Source organism: Pseudomarimonas salicorniae, from assembly GCF_023156535.1.
GTDB classification, from domain to species: Bacteria; Pseudomonadota; Gammaproteobacteria; order Xanthomonadales; family Xanthomonadaceae; genus Pseudomarimonas; species Pseudomarimonas salicorniae.
On record NZ_JALNMH010000008.1, the window covers coordinates 239,889 to 258,850 of the forward strand.

The following is an 18,962-nucleotide window of genomic DNA, read 5'->3' on the forward strand; positions in this document are numbered from 1 at the left end:
GGCCCGGGCCAGTTCCCTCAGCCTTGGGGCCCGTGGCAACGCAGGCGGTCCGTACGGGTGAGGCGAACAAGGTTCTGGCTACCGTCCACACCGTTCACGGTGTAGGTGGCGGTGCCAGCATTGCAGTGGGCAAAGTCGATGCGCAGGCTGCCGACGACTTCGCGCTCGACCGTCTCGGGGTCGAACTCGGGCCCGAAGAGGCCGCCGCGGGTCACGGCAAGCTCGTCGACAATGATCGACAGGCCCTCGCGGCGGCCGACGCCGTTGAACCAGCGCTGCACGCCCTCTTCGTCGTAGGTGTACCAGGTGACGGCGGCGTCGCCGCTGTCGAGCGGCGTCAGCGAGAAGCCCTCGCCCTCGCGGGCGGTGTCGTACCACAGGCCCGAGAACTGGCGGTCGGCGACCAGAGGCGCCGGCACCATCTCGATCGTGTTGCCGCTGAGGTCGAAGAAGGTCGTTTCCACCGCCGGGAACGGCTCGCTGGGCGTCAGCGAGTAGACGGCGCTGCACAGCGCGCCCTCTTCGCCGCAGAGACCGAAGGGCTCGTCCTCGAAGGCCACGCCGGAGTTGAACGGCACCAGACGCCCGGCGGAGAAGCTCGTGCTCGGGGCCAGCGGACCAAGGCTGAAGCCCTCATCGGGATCGCCGCCGAAGTAGCGGTTGGTCAGGTTGTAGCCCGCCCAGAAGAAGGCGACCGAGTTGTCGTCGCGCGGGGTGCCGACCAGGTCGACGGTTTGTCGCAGCGTGTCGCCATTGAAACCTTCGGTGTTGACGTGTGCGTAGCGCACCTCGTCACCGGTCGGCAGGTTGAAGAAGCCCCCGGTGAACGGGCCCATCGAATACAGGCGCCCGTCGCCGTCGAGATCCTTGCCGGCAATCCAGCCCTGCACCACGCCGCCGCCGTCGAAGCCGGTCTGGCGGAAGGTAAAGCGCAGGTCGGTGGTGGTCGGCACCGCGGCGCTGCTGAACAGGTTGAAGGTGAGCTCGAAGTTCGGGAACGGATCAACCGGCAGCAGGGTGGTGATCGCTGCGCAGGGCAAGCCGTCGGGATTGCCGCAGGGACCGAAGCCCGCCTCGGACTGCGCTGCCTGAGCCGGCGCGAACCGCGGCCCCATGATGTAGCTGGTGCTGGGCGCCAGCGGGCCAAGGAACATCCCCTCGTCGTCGTCGTCGCCGAAGGCGCCGCCATCGAGGTTGTAGCTGAAGCCAAAGAAGGCGTTGTTGTCATCTTCAAGGCCGCCGTCTTCCTTGCTGTAGACCTGGGTGAAGCTGCGACCATTGATGTTCTGCACGTGGATGCTGACGTACTCGACCTCGTCGCCTTCGGGCAGGCCGAGGAAGCCGCGGATCAGCGGCGCGATCGAGTACAGCTTGCCGTCGCCGTCGAGGTCTTCGCCGATGACGAAGCCGTCGACCTGACCGCCGCCCGGGAAGACCTGCGAGAACTGGAAGCTCACTTTCTCGGCGGCGGCAGGCGCGGCCATGCCAAGCGCGAGCAGGGCGAGGGAAACGGCGCGCCATACCGGGCGCCGACGAATCGAATCGGTGGTGAGTTGCGTTGCCATGCGTGTCTCTCCTCAGATGGGTCTGACTGAAGCCCCGAGGCATGCCTGCAGGGCGAGACCCACGCTAGGAGGGCGGCGGAGAGGAGTCCTGAGCAAACACTAAAATCTTCTAAACCGCCTTTCCTTCATGCACTTAAGCCGATCCATAAACACCTCATCGCCAATCCCTCGCCCGGGCCTCGACGGGGAGATGCGGCCATTCAATCGAACTCACCCGAGAACCGTCTCCCTATCCGCGTGCGGGGATCCGACGCGTCGGGTGGCGAGGGACCGTCGACCGGTCTGGAGCGAGCAACCCGGGATTCGCCCACCGCCGGCAGACTCATGGCCGGCTTGAGGTCGGCAATGAGCGGACGATCGGGAACGGCCGGATCGGGCGCGAAGCAGACATTCATAGGGTGCGGCTGGCCGCACCGGGCGAACCGTCCGAACGCCCGTATCGGTGCGCCGAGGCACACCTTATGTGGCTTCGCTGACGCCCAACGAAGTCCGACTGCAGGAGCGCACATGGGCGCCACCGCGGCGTGGCGTGTTCTCCACAGACCGAGGCCAGAGCGAACCTCCGCGGTCGCGGCCAGGTCCGCTCCTACGAAGAGCCCGCCCGATCGGGGTCGGTGGCGAATGTCCGCTTTGAGCCCGCAGCACGCGCCGAAATCGGATCACTCGGGGTCAGCGTCGGCGGGCTGGCGTTTCGCCGGTCGTGGCGAGTCGGCCGACCCGTTCTGGCCATGCGCTCAGGCAAAGCCGATCGATCAGCCTGGCAGCCAACGATCAAACTGCCGGCCATGCGCCCAAGGCCGAGCCGCAGGCGGTGGCCCACCCCTTTCGGCCTTTTCCCGCCTCTCCGCCGGGGCGGCGATTCCCGCCCCATGCCCGCTTATGTACCTGATCAAACGGGGTTTTACTCGGCTTTAGGATTTGCTCAAGACCGGCCAGCGCGAGCGTCATACGGTGGTGGCGAACGCTTGATCGAGGCCCTGACCATGCATCCGTCCCCGACATCCTTCTCCCCTGCGCGCGCGCATCTGATCCTGATCCTCTCGCTGGCGCTGGTCCTCGCAGCGCCCTCGGCCGACGCCAGCCCGATGGCGGGGTTCCAGGGCCATCACAGCGGCAGCTGGTGGAACCCCAGTCGTGACGGCGAAGGCCAGTTCCTGAGCTTCGAGCAGGTGGCCGGCCGCCGCGTTGCGGTGATGGCGTGGTTTACCTATGACGACCAGGGCGCGCCGCGCTGGCTGGTCGGTGCCGCCGACTACGCGCCGGGCGCCATCCGCGTCGACATCCCGCTGTTCAGCGGCCGCGGCGGCCGCTTCGGCGCCGGCTTCCGCAGCGAGTCGGTCGATATCGTCGAGACGGGAACGGCCACGCTGACCCTCGAGGGCTGCAACCAGATCGGGCTGCTCCATGCCGATGCGGAGGGCGCGTTCAGCCTGCCGCTGACGCGCCTGCACGGCCCGCTCGAAGGCACGGACTGCGACGGTTCGCGGCCGGATCCGGAACTCTCGCGCCTGCCGGGCAGCCTGTCCGGAGCCTGGTGGGATGCCGCCCGCGCCGGAGAAGGCAGCTTCATCGCCTTCGAGCGTGCCGGCGAGCGCCGGATCGCGTCGGTCTACTACTTCAGCTTCGACGAGGCCGGCGCCCCGGTGTGGCGGGTGGGATCTACCGAGGTCGATCCCGACAGCGACCGCTTCGAGGTCCAGCTGCTGAGCGGTCGCGGGGCGCGCTTCGGTACCGCCTTCCGGGCTACCGACGTGGAACTGGTGGCGGCGGGGCGCCTGCGGATCGAACAGGACGGCTGCACCGCCACCCGCATGCGCTACACCGGAAGCGTCGACTTCGGACTGAACTGGACACGGGCCGTCGGCGCGCTGGAAGGCCTGCCCTGCGCGCCGCTGCTGCCCGAACCCTCCGAGCTCGACCGCGCGCTGCGCCCGCTGCTGGCCGAGCACGGACTCGGTGGCGATCCCGGCGCCGGGCGCGAGCTACCGGGCATCGATGCGCCGCTTGCCCAGCTCGGCAAGCTGCTGTTCTTCAGCCGCGCGCTCAGCGCCGAGGGCGATGTGGCCTGCGCGTCCTGCCACCATCCGGCCCTGGGCGGTGCCGACGGCCTCGCCGTGTCCGTGGGCACGCCAGCGGCAGAACCCGATCTGGTGGGACCCGGCCGGGTGCCCGCCGACGGCGTGCTGCGGATCGGTCGCAACGCCAACACGTTCTTCAACAGCGCCCTGTACGAGCGCGGCCTGTTCTGGGATTCGCGGGTGGAACGATTGGCTATGGGCGGCATCGCCACCCCGGACTCGGCCCCGGGCAGGGCCGACCCCCTGGCGGGTGCCTCCCTGCTCGCAGCGCAGGCGCGTTTTCCGGTCCTTGCCCCGGCGGAGATGCTGGGCCAGGGCTTTCCCGGGCTGGAGGGTGACGCCGTCCGCCGGCATCTGGCCGCGCGCATCGGCAACTACGGCAGCGGCCGCGGAAGCCTGCCGCCGGGCGAGTGGCTGTCGCGGTTCCAGGCTGCCTTCGACAGCGAAGCCGATGCCGAGACGCTGATCCGTTTCGAGACCATCGCGGAGGCGATCGCCGAGTACCAGCGTTCGGCGGTGTTCGTCGAGACGCCCTGGGCGCGCTACGTGCGCGGCAACCTCTCGGCCATCGGCGACGACGCCAAGGCCGGCGCGCTCGCCTTCCTTCGCCGTATCGAAGACGGCGGCGCGCAATGCGCGCAGTGCCACCGCGGCGACCTGTTCAGCGACGAGCAGCACCATGTGCTGGCCTTCCCGCAGATCGGCCCGGGGGTGGAGAGCGCGGACGGTGCCGATACCGGCCGCGGGCGGATCAGCGGGCGTGATATCGAGCGCTTCGCCTTCCGCACGCCAAGCCTGCTGAACGTCGCGCTGACCGCACCCTACGGGCACGCCGGCGGCTATTCCTCGCTGTCGAAGGTGATCAGCCACTACCGCTCACCTGGCGGCGCAGTGAGCAACCTCATGCTCAACGCCGGATGGTGCCGCCTGCCACCCTTCGATACCGAGCCCGGCTGCGCCGACGGAGAGACCGCCGCCCGCGCCAACAGTCGTGAGGCCCTTGACCAGCTGCAGCGCGTGCGTGAACAGGATCCCGAAGGCGCCCTGCCTGCCCTGCCCGCCACGGTGCCCTTCGCGGTGGAGCTGCAGCTGGCCGAATTCCTGCGCACGCTGACCGACCCCTGCCTGCTCGACCGCACCTGCTTCAGCCGCTGGATCCCCACGCCTGAGGAGGCGCCGGACGCGATGCAACTGAATGCGGTGGACGCCGATGGCCTGCCGCTATGAGGTGCGTGGCGGCAGTTGACCCGGCCCGGGCATCGCGGGCGGCGTAGACACGCCGCGCGAGGACGCACCGCCGCTGCGCCGATCGTCGCCACTGAAACCTTGCTGCATCGCAGCGTGCGCAGAAGCCGTACCCGCCCGTATGGTCCGCCCCAGGAAAATGCGAATGGATTCGATGCCGCGGGTCAGGGTCTTAACCAGACCCTCCCGCAGCCGGCGCGCAGGGGGCGCCGCTCAACTTTCGACAGCCTCGGGGAGGGGTCATGTCTCATGCTTTCCGCCGCACGCTTGCGGCCATCCTGCTGTGCCTGTTTCCGCTGATCGCCGGCGCCCAGTCGGGCTATACCGCCACCCGCCATCCCATCGTCCTCGTACACGGGCTGCTGGGCTTCGACTCGCTGCTCGGCGTCTATGACTACTGGTACGGGATGCCGTCCTCGCTGCGCAGCGGCGGCGCGCGGGTCTATGTCGCCAACGTCTCCGCCAGCCATTTCACCGAAGTGCGCGGCGAGCAGCTGATCCGCGACCTGGATCGCCTGCGCGCGGTCTACGGCCATGCGCGCTTCAACCTGATCGGCCATAGCCATGGCGGACCCACGATCCGCTACGTGGCCTCCGTCCGCCCGGACCTGGTGGCCTCGGTGACCAGCGTCGGCGCACCGCATACCGGCAGCAAGGTAGCCGACGGCCTCAACAGCGCGCTACCACCGGGCTCGCCGCTGCGACCCCTCGTGGCCGGCTTCGTCAATGCGCTGTCAGTGTTCATCGAGGTGCTCTCCGGCGGCGCGGGCGACCCGCAGAACGCGCTGGGTGCGCTGGCTTCGCTGTCCTCGCAGGGCGCCGCCACCTTCAACGCCCAGCACCCGCAGGGAAAGCCGACGAGCAGCTGCGGCCAGGGCGCAGCGGTGGTCAATGGCATCCGCTACTACAGCTGGGGCGGCACCGGTGTGCTCACCCATGTGCTCGACGCCAGCGATCCGTTGATGGGTGCGGGCAGCCTGTTCTTCGGCTGGGAGCAGAACGACGGCCTGGTCGGGCGCTGCTCGTCCCACTGGGGTGTGGTGTTGCGTGACGACTATTTCTGGAACCACCTCGACGAGGTCAACCAGGTGCTCGGGCTGACCAGCTGGTTCGCGCCGAACCCGGTCAGCGTAGTGCGCGCGCACGCCAACCGGCTGAAGAACGCCGGTCTGTGAAAACAAGGCAATACGCTTCGGCGGCGGGGATATTCCTCGCCGCCGGACTGCTGGGCCTGCTTGCCTGGCACTCGTGGCCGTCGTCGCGGGACACACCCAGCCAGCTCGCACCCATTGAAGCAGAAGCTTCATCACCGGAACCGGAGACCGCCGCCAACGCGACGGTGGCGGCAGCGCGCCCCGCGGGCATGCCCTCCCATCGTCCGCGCATCGAAGCGCTTCTGGAGCGCCTGGCAGACAGCTCGATGCGGGGCAGCGACCTCGACGGCGAGATCCGCCTCGATGCGATCGGCCGCGTGCGCCTCGACGCCGGCCTCAGGCGCGTGTTCGACCACGCACTGACCCTGCTCGGCGAATTCACCCTGACGGAAATCCGCGCCCTGCTGGCCCACTGGGTCAGCGAGCGCCACGGCGTGGCGGTCTCGGAAGACGTCCTCGCCCTGTTCGAGCGCTACCTGGCCCTCAAGCACGCGGAGGGCCAGCTCGGAGACATCGCTGACCCGGCCGAACGCCTGGCGCAGCTCTCCGCGCTGCGGCGAGCGCACTTCGGCGCCGACGCCGAGGCGCTGTTCGGTAGCGAAGAAGCCTACCTCGCCCACACGCTGGAGCGCCTCGCCCTGCTTCGCGACCCCGGACTCGACGAGTCCGCCCGACTCGAGGCCCTGGCCGCGCTGGAAGCAGGCCGCGATCCGGGCGAACGGCGAGCCCAGTCGCTGGCCGAAACGCCTACCCTGCTGTCTGAACACGAGTCGCAGCTGCAGGCGCTGCAGGCAGACGCAACCCAACGTTTCGCCGAGCGCAGCGCGCTGTGGGGCGAGGCCGCCGCTGAGCGTCTGGCCGCACTCGACGCCGCCGAGGCCGAATGGGCGCGACGCCTCGACGACTACCGCAGCGAACGCGCCCGCCTGATGGCCGACCCGACGCTGGACGAGACCACCCGCAGGCAGGCCCTGGAGGCGATGCTGGCATCGCGCTTCAGCGAAGCCGAGCGCCGCCGCGTCGTCGCCCTGAGCGGGCTGCCGGGGTCGGGCTGAATGGCGCACGCCGGGCCGCGCGGCCCGGCCCATCCACCGCCCTTGCCCACCGCCGGACTGCTGCCCAGCTTGGCCGGCACAGCTGAACACGGTCGCAAGAGACACTGACCACCGCTGGCGGACGAATGACCTGCAGCGGCCCGCCCCGGTTGCGAGCTGCGCAGGGTCAAGCTTGGGCGCGAAGTTCGCATTCGCCCCGGTCCCGCTGTAGGAGCCAGCTTGCTGGCGATAGGCGCCCCGGATGGGACGATCGCCAGCAAGCTGGCTCCTACATTCGGGTGTTGTGGAAGGTCTTCTTTGCGCCCGAAACACGCCTTGTCCGCCGCACTCTCCGGGTCGACCACTGCCGATCGGCGCTTCGTCGGCGGCCGGCGGGCGGCCTGTATCTCGTTGCAGGCAAAGCCGGACACTCAGTCTGGCGGCAATCGCTCACTCCCATCGGCCTTTGCGGCCATCACTGGGTGCAGCGGAAGCCATCCTGCCCCAGCGCATCGCAGCCGGGTGGAAAGCCGTTCGCGCGCCAGTACGCCGGCAGCCCCAGCCCGCGGGCCAGGGTCTCAAAGAGCGGCAGACGGCGGAGCTCGGGGTCGCCGACGTGCCAGACGTATGCCAGAGCCGTGATGTCCACCGGCAGGCGCTGTGCGATCAGCTCGAGGGCCGCGTCATGCGCACCCACCGCGGCCAGCGCTGCGATCCGGAAATGCGGAATGCTGTGACCACCCCCGGGGCCGCGGATCGCGGCGATGGTGTCGGGCCCCAGCTGGCCGTCGCGGACGGCCGCCGTCACTGCCCGAAGCAGCACGGCCTGCTCTTCCGGGGAGACGACCGCCTTGAAAAGCTCGCCTGCGCTCGCGTAGTCACCCTCGCGCAGTCGCAACACGCTGATCAGCCCGCGCGCCGAGTTCATGCCCATCGCGATCCCCTGCTCGGCGTAGGCAAGGGCCTTGTTCGGGTCGCCGTGCAGGTCCGCCACCACGCCCAGCCACTGGTTGACGATCGGATAGGTCGGATCGAGTTCGCGAGCCTTCAATAGGCTCGCCTCTCCCCGCTCGAGATGCCCCGCGACCAGATGGTTCAGGCCGGTCCATAGATGCGCGGTGGCGTCACTGGGCGCCAGCTCGACGGCGCGCTCGAGGTGCGTGAAGCGCTCGATGCCCGAATCCAGCACCAGGCCGAGCACCGCGTGCGGCTGCGCCAGCAGGGGGTCGATGGCCAGCGCGCGCTCGGCATGCTCGATGGCCAGGGCGATGGCGCGGCCGTCCGGCGGGCCCGCCACGTAGCCGGGCCAGACGGCATGCACGGCGGCCTTGCCAGCCAGCGCATCGGCGTAGTTCGGCTCCAGCGCCAGCGCGCGGTCAAAATGCTCGAGGGCGCGCTGCAGCCCCGGGACCCGGTCCGAAGTGCGCCGCAAAAAGGCCTGGCGCCCGAGCAGGTAGGCCTGGTAGGCCTCGAAATTCTGCGTCGGCCGGTGGCTGAAGCGGGCGCGCTCGGCGGCGGTGATCCGCGCGTCGAGCTGGCGGGCGACGGCCTCGGCGATCTCGGACTGGATCGCAAATAGCCCATCGGCGGTGAGCGCGTGATCGAACACCTGGGCCCAGAGGTGGTCATCGCTGCGCCCGTCGATCAGCTGGATGTTGACCCGGATCCGATCCTCGGCGCGCAGCACGCTGCCCTCGACCAGATGGCGCACCCCCAGCTGCGCGGCAATCGCGGAGGCCTGCTGGTCGCTGTCCCGGAAGGGCATCACCGAGGTGCGCGAGATGACCTTCATCGAACCAATTCGCGCCAGCTGGGTCAGGATCTCATCGTGCAGCGCGTCGGTCAGGTAGGCGTCCTGGTCAGCGCTGTGGTTGAGCAGGGGCAGCACGGCAATCGATCGCGGCGCCTGCGCGGTGGCCGGACCGGAGGCCTCACCGGAGACCGGCGCCTCGCCGCCCTCCCGCTGCCACAGCCCCCACCCCAGCAGGGCAAGCAGCAGCGCGGCCGCGGCCAGCAGGCCCTGCAGCGCCGGCGATCGCCGCAGGCCGGCAGGCGGCGCCGGCGGGTCGCCCCCGGCGAATGGTTCGATCCGCTCGGGGGCCACGGCAAGCCGGTAGCCGCGCTTGGGCACGGTCTCGATCCATTCGGCCTCGACGCCGGCATCGCGGAAGGTCTTGCGCAGCAGCGAGATCGCCCGGGTCAGGCTCGCGTCCGCCCCGTAGCGGTCCTTCCAGATCTGCTCCAGCAGCTCATCCCTGCCGAGCACCTGCCCTGCCTGCCCGGCCAGCAGGCAGAGCAGGTCCATCACCAGCGGTTCCAGTCGGGCGTGCTGATCGCCGCGCCGGATCTCGTTCAGATCGGGCAGCACGGTCAGGTCGGCCAGTCGGAAAGGGTCTCGCATCCGTAAAGCGCGCCAAGGTCGGTCCCGCCGATGGTAGCGCAGGCCCTCCCGGCGGCCCCGGCAGGGCCTCCGGCGCCGCTTTGCACGCCCCCGGCGCCCGCTGCGAGCCGGGCCCAAGCCACTGATTTACAAAGCCCTAAGCTTTTCCTCAGGGATTCCTTCGTCCATCCGAAGGCGCGCCCCCCCGGCCCCGGTGCAGGCTGCAGCCGTCGCCCCGGCCCCGTGCCCCGGCGACCCCGGCCATCGATCAACAGGGAGAACCACCATGACCCGTTCCTTCGACCCCAACCACGGCGCCGCGCGCGCCTGCCGCGGCCTGCTGGCCGCCCTCCTGCTGCTTGCCGTGGCCCCGGCCATGGCCGCCGCCGACAAGGCCCAGGCCGCCTTCGTCGGCTTCATCGACGTCCGCCTCGACCTCGAGTTCAGCGAGCCATCGATCGGCGGCCAGTGCGCCTACTTCGGCCGCGCCAGCCTGCAGGGCCACGGCCCCGAGGGCGAGTGGGCCCGCTCGCGGCCGCGCGACTTCGCCCTGCTCGCCCCCTGCGGCCTGCCCCTGCGCCGCCTGACCACCCGCGCCGAGCTCGCCGTGCTCGGCCTGGCGCGCTCGGCGCAGCGGGTCAGCGTCGAGCAGGCCGCCGGCCTCGTCATGCTGCCGACCGGCAACGGCCGGGTGCAGGGCTTTATCACCTTCGGCGCCGAGACCACGGTGCTCTTCGTGCCGGGGCCGGAGGCCGAGATCGTCTTCGATGCCGAATCCGAGCAGGCCGTGAGCCTGCCCTATCCGCCGGGGGTGGGGGGGTTTGGTGCCTTCGGCGCCGAGACCAGCGTGCTGTACGTGCCGGGGCCGGAGGGGTTTGTCGCCTTTGGTCACGAGACCAGCCTCTAGATCCTGCGGCGCCACTGCATTTCTGGCCCGTCCTTCCAGCCGCGCTCGCCACGGCCCCGTGGCCCGGCGACCCCGGCCATCGCTCAACAGGGAGATCCACCATGACCCGTTCCTTTGACCTTGACCACGGCGCCGCGCGCGCCTGCCGCGGCCTGCTGGCCGCCCTGCTGCTGCTTGCCGTGGCCCCGGCCATGGCCGCCGACAAGGTGCAGGCGGCCTTTGTCGGCTTCATCGACGTCCGCCTCGACATCGAGTACAGCGAGCCCTCGATCGGCGGCCAGTGCGCCTATTTCGGCCGCGCCAGCCTGCAGGGCCACGGCCCCGAGGGCGAGTGGGCCCGCTCGCGGCCGCGCGACTTCGCCCTGCTCGCCCCCTGCGGCCTGCCCCTGCGCCGCATCACCACCCGCAGCGAGCTCGCCGTGCTCGGCGAGGCGCGCTCGGCGCAGCGGGTCAGCGTCGAGCAGGTCGCCGGCCTGGTCATGCTGCCGACCGGCGAGGGCCGGGTGCAGGGCTTTATCGCCTTCGGCGCCGAGGGCTCGGTGCTGTTCGTGCCGGGGCCGGAGGCCGAGATCGTCTTTGATGCCGAATCCGAGCAGGCCGTGAGCCTGCCCTATCCGCCGGGGGTGGAGGGGTTTATCTCCTTCGGCGCCGAGACCACGGTGCTGTACGTGCCGGGGCCGCAGGGGTTTGCCGCCTTCGGCGCCGAGGGCGGCCTCTGAAGCCGGTGCACGCTGTCCCGGGAGAGCCCCGCTAGAAGATACGACCGGCGGCGCCAGTCGGCGCCCCCGGTCGACGACATTTCGCCAATGGCCTTGAGGCAGCCCCAACCCGCACGTCGCGGCCGGCGTGCAAGGTACCTCCCTCAGCTGAAATCGGCGTCGAGCACGACCCGATAGCGCGCCTTGCCGGCCTTGAGGTGCTCCAGCGCCTCGTTGGCCTTCGACATCGGGAAATGCTCCGTCTTCGGCAGGATCTGATGACGCGCAGCGAAGGCGAGCATCTCGTCGATGGCCTTGCGCGATCCCGTCGGTGAGCCGCTGATCGATTTCTGGCCCATGATCAAGGGGAAGGCCTGCACCGGGATCGGCTCCAGCACCGCGCCGACCACGTGCAGGCGGCCGTTGGGCGCCAGCGCCGCCGTGAGTCCATCCCAGTCGAGGCTGGCATTGGCGGTGACCAGGATCAGATCGAACTGCCCGGCCAGCTTGCCGATCGCCTTGCTGTCCTTCGAATTGACCACGCGATGCGCACCAAAGCCGCGCGCCTCATCGGCCTTGGAATCGCTGGAGGTGAAAGCAGTGACCTCGCAGCCCCAGGCCCGGGCGAACTTCAGCGCAAGGTGGCCAAGGCCACCAATCCCCACCACGCCGACCCGCGCGGTTGGCGAGATGCCGAATTCGCGCAGTGGCGCGAACACCGTAATGCCGCCGCAAAGCAGCGGACCGACCTCGGCGGGGTCCAGACCGTCCGGGATCGGAACCGCCCACAGGGCATCGACCCGCACCCGCTGGGCGAAAGCACCGTGGCGCCCGACCAGGGTCGGCTGCACGCTGGGACAGAGGTTGTGCTTGCCGTCGAGACACTGCCCGCAATGCTGGCAGCTATGGGCATTCCAGCCGACTCCGACCCTTTGCCCCACCTCCAGCCCGCGCACGCCCTCGCCCAGGGCGGTCACCCGGCCGACCGCCTCATGGCCCGGCACGAACGGAAATTGGGTCATCCCCCATTCGTCGTCGCGAAGCGACAGATCGGAATGGCACAGACCGCAGTACTCCACCTCCACTTCCACCTGCCCATCGGCCAGCGGGCCCGGATCGAACTCGAAGTGCTCAAGCGGTTTGCCGGCGGCGGGCGCCGCCCAGGCTTTGACCTTGGCCATGCGGTGTCTCCCTTGGATCAAGGGGCCAAGGATAGTCGGGATGTGGCAAGGGCAGATGAAGCGGCAAGCAGAGAGGGGATGGAAAGGGCGCAGGACAGACGCATCGCACAACCCGAATGTAGGAGCCAGCTTGCTGGCGATCGTCCGATCCCCGGCGCCTATCGCCAGCAAGCTGGCTACATGCAACGGCGCTGCAAGGTCCGGCTTGCGCCGCAAGGCAGACCTTGCCGCAGTCAAATGGTGGGAGCGCCCTTGGGCGCGACCGCAGCGCTACGGATTCACCGCAGACCGCGGGCAGAGCGGATTTCCGCGGTCGCGCCCAAGGGCGCTCCCACAGTCGGACTTCGTTGGGCGTCAGCGAAGCCCCAGAATGTGCCTTGGCGCACCGATACGGGCGGTCGGACGCCACGCCCGGTGCGGCCAGCCGCACCCTATGCATGTCTGCTTCGCGCCCATATCGGAGACCCCCCCGGTTCAGCTGATGGAGCCCGGGAGCTGGAGCGCGTGCGGACGCGATCGTGTCGATCTGCCTTGGCTTGACCCGCTCTTTGGATCGGCAGGCTCTGGCAGGCAGGTCCGGGCGCATCGAGGCAGGCCGTGTGCGAAACCGCTGCGCTGGACGATGAGGGTGAGGCTGCCGAACGGAAGCTAGCCCCAGGCCCGCGTGAACAGGCACTCCTCGACCTCGGCCAGGGCGCTGCCACCGTAGATCGCGCCGCGCCCGGCGCCCAGCCGCGCCGCGCTGAAGGCCGCGCCGAGGGCCGGTTCGGCGCGCAGCAGCAGACTGGCTTGCAGGCACTGCGCGAGACGCTGGCCGAGCTGGCGGGCGAGGCGCTGGCCGCCTTCCGGATCATTGCCGAGCGCAGCCAGCTGCGCGCGGCAGGCGGCCAGCGCGGCGTCGTAGTCCGGATGACGGCCGGCGGCGCGATCGAGTTCGGCGGCCAAGGCTTCGGCGCTGGCCGGCTCGCGCTGCTGGGCGCGCAGCACGTCAAGGCACTGGATGTTGCCGCAGCCCTCCCAGATCGAGTTCAGCGGTGCCTCGCGGTACAGGCGCGGCATGATCGATTCCTCGACGTAGCCGGCGCCGCCAAGACATTCCTGGGCCTCGTTGACCAGCGCCGGCGCGCGCTTGCAGATCCAGAACTTGCCGAGCGCCGTGGCGATGCGTGCCAGCGCCGCCTCGGCGGGCGAATCCGCTGCGCGATCGATGGCCGCGGCGACGCGGAATGCGAGCGCAACGCTGGCCTCGACCTCCAGCGCCAGGTCGGCCAGCACCTCGCGCATCAGCGGCTGGTCGATCAGTGGGCGGCCGAAGGCCTGACGGTGCCGCGCGTGGTGCAGGGCCTCGACCAGCGCGCGGCGCATCTCGGCGGCCGAACCCAACATGCAGTCGAGCCGGGTCAGCGAGACCATCTCGAGAATGGTCGCCACCCCGCGCCCCTCGTCGCCGATCCGCTGCGCCTCGGCGCCCTCGAACTCGACCTCGCTGGAGGCATTGGCCCAGTTGCCCAGCTTGTCCTTGAGCCGGACGATGCGCAGCGCGTTGCGCGAGCCATCCTCGCGGAAGCGCGGCAACAGGAAACAGCTCAGCCCGTCCGGCGCCTGCGCCAGCACCAGGAAGGCATCGCACATCGGCGCCGAGAAGAACCACTTGTGGCCGACGAGGCGATAGCGTCCGCCTCCCAGCGGCTCGGCACGCGTCGCGTTGGCGCGCACGTCCGAGCCGCCCTGCTTCTCGGTCATGCCCATGCCCAGGGTGACCCCCGGCTTGTCGAGGCCGGGGACGAAGCGCGCGTCGTACTCGCGCGAGCAGGCGCGCTCCAGCCAGGGCGCCAGCCCTGCCCCACCCTGGCGCAGCACCGGCACCGCGGCATAGGTCATGGTCAGCGGGCAGCTGGTGCCGGCCTCGGCCTGGTGGTGCAGGTAGGAGAGCGCGGCCCGGCGCACCTGGTCGCCCGGGCGGCCTTCCCAGCCAAGGCTGTGGACGCCGGCGCCGATCGCGGCCTGCATCAGCTGGTGGTAGGCCGGGTGGAACTCGACCTGGTCGATCCGCTCGCCGTAGCGCGAGTGGGTGTGCAGGACGGGTCGATTGCGATTTGCGAGGAAGCCCCACTCGCTCAGCTCGCCGCCGACGCGGCGGCCGTAGTCGGCCAGCGGCGCGATGTCGGTATCCGGCGCCTCACGGGCCAATGCTTCGCGCAGCGGCGCGTCGCTCTGCCAGGCGTCGAAGGGCAGCAGCGGCGGTGGCTGGTTGGTGACGACGTGGGTGGCGAAGTCCGGCAGCTGGCTCATTCGGGATCCGTGCGGGGTGGCTCTTTGGCCACGCGGACCCCCGACGCTACTGCTGCATCAGGGCCTCGATCAAGGCCGGCAGCAGGCCGCTGGCGGCTTCGACGTTGCCGAGCACCTCGTCCATGGTGATCGGCGCGGCGTCGCGCCCGGCGGGATCGCAGCCGGCGGCCCAATTGGCCACGATCACCAGGCAGGCGTAGGCCAGATCGAGTTCGCGGGCCAGGGCAGCCTCGGGCATGCCGGTCATCCCGACCACGTCGCAGCCGTCGCGGCGCAGGCGGCTGATCTCGGCGCGGGTTTCCAATCGCGGTCCCTGCGTCGCTGCGTAGCAGCCGCCCTCGACCAGTTCGACGCCGGCGTCGCTGCCGGCGCGCAGCAGGGCCGCGCGCAGGTCGGCGTCATAGGGCTCGGCGAACTCGGCGTGCTGCACGGCGGCGCCCGGGGCATCGCAGAAGGTCGACTCGCGACCCCAGGTGTAGTCGATGATCTGATCCGGCACGCCCAGCGCGCGCGGCGCGAAGCGCGGGGTGATCCCACCGACGGTGTTCAGGGCCAGCACCCGGCGCGCGCCCAGGGCGTGCAGCATGTGCAGGTTGGCGCGGTAGTTGATGCGATGCGGGGCCACCGAATGCCCCTCGCCGTGGCGGGCGAGAAAGGCGACCCGGCGCCCGGCCAGGGTGCCGACCCGCGCCGGAGCCGAAGCATGCCCGAAGGGCGTCGGCAGCGAGGCCTCCCGCGGCGATTCGAGGCCGGCCAGCCGGTACAGGCCGGTGCCGCCGATGATGGCAAGGTCGATGGGCTGCATGGGCGGGGCTCCCCGTTGTCTATCGCGGCACGTACAGGTTAAGGCAGGGCGTAGATCGCCGGCAGGTTGCGACCCTGCTCGTGGAAATCCATGCCGTAGCCGAACACGTAGCGGTCGGGCACCTCGAGTCCCCAGTAGTCGGGAGCGAGTCCGGCGACGCCCCGGTCATGGCGCTTCCAGCACATCACCGCGATGTGCACGCTATCGGCACCCTGCTCGCGGCACCAGTCGCGCACCGCCACGATCGTCGGCCCCTCGTCGAGGATGTCGTCGACGAGGATTACCGGTCGCCCCTGCATGTCGCGCTCGGGACGGCGCAGCCAGTGCAGGCCGCCGCCGCGGGTGTCGCCGCGGTAGCGGGTGGCGTGCAGGTAGTCGAACTCGACGTCGAAGCCGAGCTCGAGCGCCAGCTCGGCGGCGAACAGCATGCCGCCGTGCATGATGGTCAGGTACAGCGGGCGCTGGCCGGCCAGGTCGCGGCGCAGCTCGCCCGCCATGCGCCGGGTGGCGGCGTGGATCGCGGCACGGTCGTGGACCAGCTCGGCATCGGCGAGCACGTCGTCGAGCAGCGGCGTCGGCGCGCTCATGCGCTGGCCTCCTGCAGCGGTCGCAGGGCGTCGCGAGCGCGCTGGTGCCGCGGGTCGGCGGAGAGGGCCAGCCAGTCCTGCTGGCGGCGGGCAGCCAGTCGGCCGACCACTTCAGCCTTGGCTCGCGCGCCCTCTGGCAGGCCGGCCAGGGCCTCGGGCACCAGGGAGGGCGTGCAGACCAGGACGATGTCGCAGCCGGCATCGAAGTGGGCGCGGATCCGCGCAGCCACGCCGCCCGCGGACTCCGCCGCCGCCATGCCGATGTCATCGCTGATCACCACGCCGGCAAAGCCCATCTCGCCGCGCAGGATGTCCTGGATCCAGCGTCGCGAGTAGCCGGCCGGCGCCGCATCGACCTCGGGATAGGTGACATGGGCGAGCATCACCGCATCGGCGTCGGCCTCGATGCCGGCCTGGAAGGGCAGCAGGTCCGCCTCGCGCAGAGCCTCCAGCGGACGTGGGTCGATGGCGGCGTCGAAATGCGTGTCCTCGCGCACCGAACCGTGTCCGGGGAAGTGCTTGAGGGTCGAGGCCATGCCGGCCGCGTGCATGCCGCGCAGGTAGGCCAGCGCAAGGCGCGAGACCTGGCGCGGATCGGCGGACAGCGCGCGGTCGCCGATGGCGAGGTTGCCGCGGCCGAGATCAACCACGGGCGCGAAGCTGAGATCAACACCACAGGCCAGCACCTCGCTGGCCATCAGCCAGGCGTGCTGTTCGGCGAGGGCCTCGGATTCGCCGGCGCTTTCCAGTGCGGCCAGCGGCGGCAGCGCGACGAAGCCGTCGTCGCGGAAGCGCTGCACCCGGCCGCCCTCCTGGTCGACGCAGATCACGATCGGCCGCTGCGCCGCGGCGCGCAGCTCGGCTACCAGTTCGATCAGCTGGCTGCGCGAGGCGAAATTGCGCGAGAACAGGATGACCCCGGCCACCGCCGGATGGGCCAGCCACTCGCGTTCGTTGTCGGCCAGCCGCTGGCCGTTGATGCCGATGATCAGCACTCAGCTCTCCTTGTCCGCACCCTTCCCCCAGAGGGAGAAAGGCTGTTGTGCCAGGGCGGAATTGTAGTAGCGCAGGTCGTGGGTGACCTCCTCGCCCAGCCAGGCCGGGCGCTCGAAGGCCTCGTCCTCGCTCTGCAGTTCGATCTCGGCCACCACGAGGCCGGCGTTCTCGCCTTCGAACTCGTCGATCTCCCACAGGTGTCCGGCGTGGGTGACGTAGTGCCGGCGCTTTGCGATGCGTCCGGGCAGGGCCAGCGCGTCCAGCATGTCCCGCGCCTCATCGACCGGCACGGCATATTCGAATTCGAGGCGCGAGGCACCGCCCTGCTTCGACTTGATGTTGAGGAAGGCGCCGCTGCCGGCGATGCGCACGCGCACCGAGGCGCGCTCGCCGCCGAGGTAGCCCTGGTCCATCGGCTCGCTGCGTTCGACAGCATCGCGCCAGGCCTCGCCGATGACCAGAAACTTGCGCTCGATCTCGATGCCCATGCTCAATCCCGCCCGAACAGCGCGATGCTCTCGACGTGCGCGGTGTGCGGGAACATGTCCATCACCCCCGCCGCGCGCAACCGATAGCCATGCTCGCGGACCAGGATGCCGGCGTCGCGGGCCAGCGAGCCCGGATGGCAGGAGACGTAGACCACGCGCGGGATCCGCGACAGCGGCAGCTGCGGGATGATGCCGTCGGCGCCGGTGCGCGGTGGATCGAGCAGCAGGCGGTCGTAGTCCGCGGCCAGCCAGTCGGCGCCGGCAAGCGGCTTGGACAGGTCGGCGGCGTGGAAGCTGACATTCGACAGGCCATTGCGCTGCGCGTTCTCGCGGGCGCGCTGGACGAGGCCCGCCTCGCCCTCGACGCCGACCACGGCAGCGGCGCGGCGGGCCAGCGGCAGGGTGAAGTTGCCGAGTCCGCAGAACAGGTCCAGCACGCGGTGCTGCGGCTGCAGGTCGAGCAGCTGCAGGGCCAGGGCGATCATCCGGTGGTTCATGCCGGCGTTGACCTGGACAAAGTCCAGCGGGCGGAACTCGAGGCTCAGGGCACCCTCGTCCAGCGCGAACTGCAGCGGCGGCGTCCCCGGATCAAGCGGCACCACCGAGTCATTGCCGCCCGGCTGCAGGTGGATGGCAAGACCGGTGCGCGCCGCGAAGGCCGACAGCGCCTCGCGGTCGGCGGCACTCAGCGGCTGCAGGTGGCGCAACACCAGGGCGGTCTGCGAATCCCCGGCGGCCACCTCGATCTGCGGCAGCTGCTCGCGGATCGACAGGCCCGAGACCAGCTCGGCCAGCTCGGCAAGGCGTTCGCCGACTTCCGGTACCAGCACTTCGCAGCGCTGGCAGTCGGCGATGAAGCGCGGGTCGGCCGCCTCGCGGAAGCCGACCAGCACGCGTTCCTTCTTGCGCACGTACTTGACGCCAAGGCGGGCCTTTCGCCGGTAGCCCCAGGGCGCGTCGGTCAGCGGGGGCAGCACCGACTCCGGCGTGACGTGGCCGATGCGCTCGAGGTTCTCCATCAGGACCCGCTGCTTGGCCGCGATCTGCGCGGCGGGGTCCATGTGCTGCAGGGCACAGCCGCCGCACAGGCCAAAGGCGGCGCACTTGGGCACCACGCGATCAGCGGACGCCTCCAGCACCTCGATGGTGCGGGCCTCGTCGAAGTTGCGCTTGCGCGAGACCAGGCTCGCCCGCACCCGCTCGCCGGGCAGCGCCCCGGCGACAAACACCGCCTTGCCGTCGATGCGCCCGACGCCACGTCCATCGTGGCTCAGATCCTGGATCTCCAGCTCAACCTCACGCGCCACGCCGGTTCCTGCTTCGCAAAACGGGCGCGGATTGTCTCAGAACCCGGCGCCCCGCGCATGGCGTTGGACGGCGGAGCGAGGACAGGCCGGCATGACCGGGAAAGGGCGGCAATGCGCGCTTTGGGCGCATATTTGCCGTTCGCCCTGGCCGGCGAAATGGGCCTTTGTTCTGGATCCAGAGCCAGATCAAGATCAACATCAAGGGCGTTTCGAACCGTCCTTCGGCCGGCCCGAGTCACTTCTCT

The 18,962-nt window shown here is 70.3% G+C and carries 14 protein-coding genes; 5 read left to right on the plus strand and 9 right to left on the minus strand.

Annotated features, from left to right (window positions below):
• Positions 1-17 precede the first annotated feature (17 nt).
• Positions 18-1,565, minus strand: a complete 1,548-nt coding sequence (locus M0G41_RS11095) for a hypothetical protein (protein ID WP_248209261.1) — start codon at positions 1,563-1,565, stop codon at positions 18-20.
• Between the two features lie 965 nt (positions 1,566-2,530).
• Here M0G41_RS11095 and M0G41_RS11100 point away from each other — a divergent pair.
• The 3 genes from M0G41_RS11100 to M0G41_RS11110 all read left to right on the plus strand — a co-directional run bounded on the left by M0G41_RS11100 (position 2,531) and on the right by M0G41_RS11110 (position 7,097).
• Positions 2,531-4,870, plus strand: coding sequence for a cytochrome-c peroxidase (locus tag M0G41_RS11100; RefSeq protein ID WP_248209262.1), 2,340 nt, complete (start codon positions 2,531-2,533; stop codon positions 4,868-4,870).
• A gap of 260 nt (positions 4,871-5,130) precedes the next feature.
• Positions 5,131-6,063 carry a lipase family alpha/beta hydrolase gene (locus tag M0G41_RS11105; protein ID WP_282452867.1) on the plus strand — a complete coding sequence of 311 codons (933 nt, stop codon included), beginning with the start codon at positions 5,131-5,133 and terminating at the stop codon, positions 6,061-6,063.
• 188 nt (positions 6,064-6,251) lie between these two features.
• A complete protein-coding gene (locus tag M0G41_RS11110) occupies positions 6,252-7,097 on the plus strand; it encodes a lipase secretion chaperone (protein ID WP_248209263.1) in 846 nt (281 codons plus the stop codon).
• A gap of 454 nt (positions 7,098-7,551) precedes the next feature.
• On the opposite strand, the gene M0G41_RS11115 is transcribed toward M0G41_RS11110, so the two are convergent.
• Complete coding sequence (locus tag M0G41_RS11115) at positions 7,552-9,477, minus strand: winged helix-turn-helix domain-containing tetratricopeptide repeat protein (RefSeq protein ID WP_248209264.1); 1,926 nt, start codon at positions 9,475-9,477, stop codon at positions 7,552-7,554.
• A gap of 265 nt (positions 9,478-9,742) precedes the next feature.
• Here M0G41_RS11115 and M0G41_RS11120 point away from each other — a divergent pair, with 265 nt between their 5' ends.
• Together M0G41_RS11120 and M0G41_RS11125 are read left to right on the plus strand one after the other, a co-directional pair.
• Positions 9,743-10,363, plus strand: a complete 621-nt coding sequence (locus M0G41_RS11120; protein ID WP_248209265.1) for a hypothetical protein — start codon at positions 9,743-9,745, stop codon at positions 10,361-10,363.
• A 101-nt stretch (positions 10,364-10,464) separates the two neighbouring features.
• Entirely contained in the window at positions 10,465-11,082 is a 618-nt protein-coding gene (locus M0G41_RS11125; RefSeq protein ID WP_248209266.1) for a hypothetical protein, read from the plus strand.
• A gap of 143 nt (positions 11,083-11,225) precedes the next feature.
• On the opposite strand, the gene ahr is transcribed toward M0G41_RS11125, so the two are convergent.
• From ahr to rlmD, 7 genes are all read right to left on the minus strand, one after another.
• The gene (gene ahr, locus M0G41_RS11130) at positions 11,226-12,242 is read right to left on the minus strand and encodes an NADPH-dependent aldehyde reductase Ahr (RefSeq protein ID WP_248209267.1); all 1,017 of its coding nucleotides are present in this window, start codon (positions 12,240-12,242) and stop codon (positions 11,226-11,228) included.
• Positions 12,243-12,890: 648 nt separating this feature from the next.
• Entirely contained in the window at positions 12,891-14,534 is a 1,644-nt protein-coding gene (locus M0G41_RS11135) for an isovaleryl-CoA dehydrogenase (RefSeq protein WP_248209268.1), read from the minus strand.
• 46 nt (positions 14,535-14,580) lie between these two features.
• Positions 14,581-15,339: an S-methyl-5'-thioinosine phosphorylase gene (locus M0G41_RS11140; protein ID WP_248209269.1), complete on the minus strand. Its 759-nt coding sequence runs from the start codon at positions 15,337-15,339 to the stop codon at positions 14,581-14,583.
• Between the two features lie 38 nt (positions 15,340-15,377).
• Positions 15,378-15,926, minus strand: a complete 549-nt coding sequence (locus tag M0G41_RS11145) for a hypoxanthine-guanine phosphoribosyltransferase (protein WP_248209270.1) — start codon at positions 15,924-15,926, stop codon at positions 15,378-15,380.
• On the minus strand, positions 15,923-16,921 hold the full coding sequence (gene nagZ, locus M0G41_RS11150) for a beta-N-acetylhexosaminidase (RefSeq protein ID WP_248209271.1): 999 nt from the start codon (positions 16,919-16,921) through the stop codon (positions 15,923-15,925). The genes M0G41_RS11145 and nagZ overlap by 4 nt, the downstream gene beginning before the upstream one ends.
• The gene (locus M0G41_RS11155) at positions 16,922-17,410 is read right to left on the minus strand and encodes a CYTH domain-containing protein (protein WP_248209272.1); all 489 of its coding nucleotides are present in this window, start codon (positions 17,408-17,410) and stop codon (positions 16,922-16,924) included.
• A 2-nt stretch (positions 17,411-17,412) separates the two neighbouring features.
• On the minus strand, positions 17,413-18,717 hold the full coding sequence (gene rlmD, locus M0G41_RS11160) for a 23S rRNA (uracil(1939)-C(5))-methyltransferase RlmD (protein WP_248209273.1): 1,305 nt from the start codon (positions 18,715-18,717) through the stop codon (positions 17,413-17,415).
• Positions 18,718-18,962 lie beyond the last annotated feature (245 nt).